This window comes from Reyranella sp., assembly GCF_050185545.1.
Lineage (GTDB): Bacteria > Pseudomonadota > Alphaproteobacteria > Reyranellales > Reyranellaceae > Reyranella.
This window is the reverse complement of record NZ_JBFWZI010000254.1, coordinates 1-2,600: the sequence shown is the minus strand read 5'-3', so window position 1 is coordinate 2,600 and position 2,600 is coordinate 1. Positions and strand designations below refer to the sequence as shown.

Sequence of the window (2,600 nt, the reverse complement as noted above, 5' to 3'; positions counted from 1 at the left end):
GCGGCCACCATCTCGGCGCCGAGGTCGGCGCCGTCCGACGTGCAACGGGCGACCACCGAGCCGTCGCCCTCGCGCGATACCGCCTTGCAGGCGATGCGGCTGTCGCGCATGAAGCCGCGCAGGGCGGCCTTGGCCCTGACGCCACCCGGCCAGCCGTCGGCGCAGGCCTGGTGCGTCTCGAGCGTGTCGATGGCCCACAGCTGATAGGTCGTGCCGTCTAGCTCGAGGACGTCGCCGCTGAGGGCGGTCTGGGCCGCCGCCGGCGCGGCGGCGAAAGCCAGGACGAGGCTGGCGAGAAGGGCAGGGCGCATGACGGCGATGCTGTGCTCCGGCTTGGGCGGAATGAAGGCGCCCCAGGTCAGCCCGGGCACGACGGACGGCAGCGCGCCGCGTGCGCGGCCATGTGGTCGTACTTGTTGGCAATGTCGAGCATCAGCGTCCGGGCGATGGGATCGCGGAACCGATCGGCGAGACAGCGCGCCTCGTCGGCGCGGCTCGACCAGAACTCCGGCGGCGGGATGGTGGCAGCCTCGTCCTCTTGCTTCATTCCACCCCCTGCCGCTGCGCGGTGGCGCTTTCTCCTGTCCTCTGCCGGGTTCGGCCTTGTTCGAGGGCCTGTCCGGTCTTTTCATTTGATACGCCACTTTCGCAAGTCTCCCATTTAAGGACAGCATGCACAATCACTGAACCGTGATCACCTTACCGTCGACGACACCAGCGGCAGCGTGAAGGTCGCCTGCTCGCCCTTGATCTCGGGCGGCAGGGGCGCGTAGGGCGAACCGGCGCGGACTCCGGCCATGACGCCCTGGTCGAACGCCGGAACGCCGCTCGACCGGGCGATGCCGACATCGAGCAGACGGCCGTCGCGCGCGATCACGATCCGCACCACGGTGATGCCCTCGCGCACGTTGGCGCGCGCCTGGTACTGGTAGCCGGCCAGCTTGCGCACGACCTGCCAGAGATAGTTGTCGGAGATGCGCGCCCGATTGTAGGTGTCGGCGGGGTTGACGAAGGGCGACGGCGACGCCTGGTCGGTGCGCGGAGCGGCCGACGGCCGGCGCTGGCTGGGCGCGGCCAGGGGCGATGGCTGGAGCTCGGGCCGCTGTGGCGGCGGCGCCGGCCTGACCGGCGGTGACGGTGGGGCGAGCGCGGCATGGGCCTGCGGTTTGGGCGCCGCGGATGGCGTCGTCTGCCTGGGCGGCTCTGCCGTTGGGACAGGAGTCGTCCCCGCCTGCTTCGGCGCCTCGATGGCCGGCTTTGGGGACGGCACGGTCTGCTTCGGCGGCTCGATGGCTGGCTCTGGCGACGGCGCTGCCTGCTTCGGCGGCTCGACAGCCGGCGTTGGGTCTGGTGTCGCCTGCTTCGGGGGCTCGACGGCTGGTGTGGACGGCGGTGCCGGCGGCACGCTTGTCGGCGGCGCGAGCTCGCGCGCCGCCGCAGGATCCGGTGCCGGTGGCGTGTTGCGCTGCTCGGCTGCGCGCGGCACCTGCGTCGGCTTCTCGCCGGTGAGCTCGGCCGGCGGGCGAAGGCCGAGCGGGATCGGCGGCGTTGGAGGAGGAGGCTCGGCCACCGGCTTCGGTGGCTCGGGCGGCTTCGGTGGGTCGGGGGGCTTGGGCGGCTCGACCGTCACCTCGATCGCCGTCTCGGGCAGCGGCTCGCGCGGCCGGTGCGCCGCCAGCCAGGCGAGCGCGAGCACGACCAGCGCATGCAGGGCAAGCGTCAGCGCGAGCGCGGACGGCGACATCCGTCTCGATCGAAGAGCGAAGGCGCTGACGGCGTGCGACACGGCGGCTCCGTTCTACGGCGTGATTGGCTTGCCGGCCACCCGGCGACGACGCGCGTGTCCGGTGGGGGACTCGCATGTCTCATGCGGACCGCGGGCGTCCCGCCCGCTCATGAATCCCATGAGCGGGCGGGACGGCCGCGGTCCACATGACGGCCGCGGTCCACAAGACGGCCGCGGTCCACATGACGGCCGCGGTCCACATGACGCCCACGGTCCGGCAAGAAACGTCGCGCCGGCAAGTCGGCCGAGCGGCGACGGCCCGCGCCGTGGTGGGGCGATCGCGCTTCGCAATTCATCAGCCGTGTCGTATAGCCGGTTCATGATGCTCCAACTCACAGCGTCGTCGCCGCGTGCCGTTCCATATGGAATGGCCGTGCGTCGCGTGCAGCCGGCGAGTGGCCAGGTGCCTGGTTTTGGCGGCGCCCTGCCGCCAGTGCGGACTGCGGCAGAGTGACCAACGTCGAGACCAGCGACTACGGCGACGTCGTCCTGTTCCTGATCACTGCCGGCTTCGTCGTTCCGCTGTTCCGGCAATGGAAGCTCAGCCCCATTCTCGGCTTTTTGGCGGCCGGTGTCCTGCTCGGCCCGTCGGGCCTGGGCGCGCTGCAGGATGTCGTGCCGTGGCTCAGCTACTTCACCATCAAGAACCCCAGGAACGTGGCGCAGCTCGCAGACCTCGGCGTTGTCTTCCTGCTGTTCAGCATCGGCCTCGAGCTTTCCTGGGAGCGCCTGTTGTCGCTCTGCCGCCGGGTGTTCGGCCTGGGCGGGCTGCAGGGCGCGTTCTGCTCCGCCGTGATCGCCGCCGCCGCCATCG

General features: G+C 71.2%; 4 protein-coding genes. 1 reads left to right on the top strand and 3 read right to left on the bottom strand.

Annotated features, from left to right (window positions below):
• The 3 genes from AB7O82_RS35015 to AB7O82_RS35005 form a co-directional block, all read right to left on the bottom strand.
• The coding region (locus AB7O82_RS35015; RefSeq protein ID WP_428621544.1) for a thermonuclease family protein at positions 1-371 on the bottom strand (371 nt) is incomplete at its 3' end.
• Positions 359-547 (bottom strand): hypothetical protein, encoded by a 189-nt coding sequence (locus AB7O82_RS35010; protein ID WP_428621542.1) that lies wholly within the window; start codon positions 545-547, stop codon positions 359-361. The genes AB7O82_RS35010 and AB7O82_RS35015, both read right to left, overlap by 13 nt.
• A 147-nt stretch (positions 548-694) precedes the next feature.
• Complete coding sequence (locus AB7O82_RS35005) at positions 695-1,744, bottom strand: TonB family protein (RefSeq protein ID WP_428621540.1); 1,050 nt, start codon at positions 1,742-1,744, stop codon at positions 695-697.
• A 492-nt stretch (positions 1,745-2,236) separates the two neighbouring features.
• On the opposite strand from AB7O82_RS35005, the gene AB7O82_RS35000 reads away from it, so the two are divergent.
• Positions 2,237-2,600, top strand: a 364-nt coding sequence (locus AB7O82_RS35000) for a cation:proton antiporter (protein WP_428621538.1), incomplete at its 3' end; no start/stop codon positions are given.

What these genes read in the sequence shown, in the direction of transcription:
- AB7O82_RS35010 (WP_428621542.1), bottom strand. Translation starts at nt 547, where the DNA reads ATGAAGCAAGAGGACGAGGCTGCCACCATCCCGCCGCCGGAGTTCTGG.
- AB7O82_RS35005 (WP_428621540.1), bottom strand. Translation starts at nt 1,744, where the DNA reads ATGTCGCCGTCCGCGCTCGCGCTGACGCTTGCCCTGCATGCGCTGGTC.